Annotated in this window: 2 protein-coding genes and 1 pseudogene; all 3 read left to right on the forward strand. The window is 26.6% G+C overall.

Annotated features, from left to right (window positions below; all coding sequences use genetic code 11):
- Positions 1-298, forward strand: a pseudogene (locus QZZ48_RS15200) (resolvase); the annotation flags it as partial.
- A complete protein-coding gene (gene terL / locus QZZ48_RS15205) occupies positions 291-1,775 on the forward strand; it encodes a phage terminase large subunit (protein ID WP_294967104.1) in 1,485 nt (494 codons plus the stop codon). The pseudogene QZZ48_RS15200 and the gene terL, both read left to right, overlap by 8 nt.
- A 112-nt stretch (positions 1,776-1,887) precedes the next feature.
- The coding region (locus QZZ48_RS15210; RefSeq protein WP_294967105.1) for a DUF935 family protein at positions 1,888-2,890 on the forward strand (1,003 nt) is incomplete at its 3' end.

Here is a 2,890-nt window from a genome sequence, read left to right on the forward strand (position 1 = left end):
AGATAAAGAGAAAGTATTTTTATCTGTTTTAATAAAAGAGTTTGATAAGACACTTATTGAATTGGCTGAAAGTGATATTGAAAAGAAACTTTTAAAACTTGAAAGCTTTGCACGAACTTATTATAAGTTAAAAATACCTGATAATAAAACTGATGTAAAAGTTAAAAAGACACAAATTATAAAAGAGGTTATCACTAAGTTAGCAAATTTAAGTATTGAATTAAAGCAGCAACAAGTGGCTCAATTCTTAGCAGATAATGCAGATAGAATTTTAGAGGATTTACTCAAAGATGCATAAGAATGAGATAAATGAATTAAAACTACTTTTAAAAGCACTTCCACGATTAACTGATGGCAATAAAAATGCTAGAATTAAACGAGCTAAAAAAGATTTTTTTTATTTTATCAAAACATATTTTTCACATCATATTGAAAATGTCAAAAAAGAAAGTAGTTATTTTAGAGATTATATACATAATAATATAGATACTTTAACCAAAGAATATAAGGTAATTATATTTACAGCATATAGGGGAGCTGCTAAAACTACAACTATATCAAAGCTTTATAGTTTGTGGGAAACTGCTCGTAAAAATAGAAGATTTATAGTTATCATATCTGCATCACAAGGTTTAAGTGATGATATTTTAGAGTTTATAAGAACTGAATTAGAAGATAATGAAAATCTAAAGTTTGACTTTAATATCGTTGTACAAAACAATAGAATTCAAGATATAGTTCTTTTAGTAGATGATCATCTTATGAAAATACAAAGCTTTGGTGCTGGTGTAAAAATAAGAGGTATTGTCTTTTTATCATGGCGACCAGATTTAATAATCTTAGATGACTTTGAAAATGATGAGAATGTTTTAAGTAAAGCATATAGAGATAAGTTAGAAAATTGGTATAAAAAAGCTATACGAAAATTACCAAGTTTAACTAAGCATTACAACATCATAATCCCTGGTACTATTTTACATTTTGATAGTGTATTAACTAGATTGACAAAACTAAAAGGTGTTTATTATCAAAACTTTCCATTAGTTAGAGAGTTTGCTGATACTTATAAAAATTGGACTTTAGACAATCCAAAGTTAGATATTGAAGAGATACATGATGAGTACCAAGAAGATAAAGCTTCATTTATACAAGAGAGACAAAACATACCTGTAAGTGCTGATGATATTTTATTTGGTGGATATAAAACTTATAAAGATATGCCTAAATGTGATATGTATAGTATAGCTTTAGATCCTGCAATGGGTAAAAAGAATGGAGATTATTTTGCTATTGCTGTTTTAGGATATAAAGATGAAGATAAAAGATTTTATGCCTTAGTAAATGGATATAAAACAAGTCCTGTCAATCTTATACCTAAAATTATAAAGTTATATGTAAAATATGATTCATTAGCTCGTACTGTTATGAGTGTTGAAACTGTAGCTTATCAAGAGTTTTTCAAAGATGTACTAAAAAAGGAAGCTTCAAAGTTAGGAATATTCCTTAATGTCAAAGAGTATAGAAATACAGTAAACAAAGAGTTAAGATTAAATAGCCTTGCTCCACTTATCAAAGATAATACTATAGTGATAAATGAAAACGATGATCTACTACTTGAAGAGTTGATGACATATCCAAAAGCACCACATGATGACTTGCTAGATGCCCTTGAAATGGCTTATAGAAACTTAAAAAGTAATGGTAGGGTAGATTATAAGATTGTTAATAAAGTTTTTAGTAATCGCAAAAGCCTTAGACTTAGCAAATATAGCTAAAAAAAGACAAATGAGTATTATGTATCATATAAAAATAGTTAAACAGTTGTGTGCCGAGTTAAACATAATTTAAACACGGTTTATAAAACAAAAAAAGGATAAAAGAATGTTTATGAAAAGTTTCAACAAAATATTAGATAAATTCAAGCCAACACTTGGAAGAAATATAAAACTAGATATAACAAATGAAAATGAAGCAAAACTTCTAAATTTTAGTGTGGTAAAAGCTGCTATATTATCAAACGATTTAAATCAGCTTATGGGAATATATCAAAAAGTTTTAAATTGTGATTTAAATATAAGTGGTAAACTTGAAACTAGAAAAGATGCTTTGTTATCTTTACCTTTTGCTATTGAATCTACTCCAAAAGAAAAAATCATAATTGATAAAGTTTTAGAAAATTTTGATATGGAAGATTTATTAAAATCTATAGCAAATGATATGTATTTTGGAATTAGTATGTCAAATATTGTATATGAAATCCAAGACAATCTAATATTACCAATATCACATAAAGCTATTATGCCAACACTTTTAAATGAAGAGATTTTAAAAGGTGTTTCAAAACTATACTTTAATAATAGTGATGAAAAAAAATCATATATTGATACAATAGATAAAAATAGACTTATCATCCATCAACACAAAGTCGATAACTCAAAACTTCAAAATAGTTCTATAGCTTATAAACTTTTATGGAGTGCGATTTTAAAACATACTATTATCACTCTAAATTTAGAGTATTTTGATAAAGCAGCAGTTCCACCACTTATTATAAAAGTAGATGATTTAAGTGATACTAAAAAAGCAGATGAACTTTTTGGTGCTATGATGGAACTAAAATCTACAAGTATTGGTATGTTTCAAAAAGATATGGATATTGATACTTTAAAATTTGGTTCAAAGGTGGACTTTGAAAAATCTATCAATTATATAGATAAAAAGATAAATGAGTTTATAGTAGGTGGAAATCTAAGCTCTTCAAGTGAAGGGTCTGGAAGTCAAGCTTTAGGTCGTGTACATGATGATAGACTAATGGAAAAAATAAAAGCAGATAGTAAAATTATCAATAAAACTATATCAAGATTTTTAAACCAGGTGTTAGCTTTAAATC

This window comes from Sulfurimonas sp., assembly GCF_016744025.1.
Classification (GTDB): domain Bacteria; phylum Campylobacterota; class Campylobacteria; order Campylobacterales; family Sulfurimonadaceae; genus Sulfurimonas.

Coding starts and splice junctions, on each gene's coding strand:
- terL (WP_294967104.1), top strand. CDS start 291: ATGCATAAGAATGAGATAAATGAATTAAAACTACTTTTAAAAGCACTT.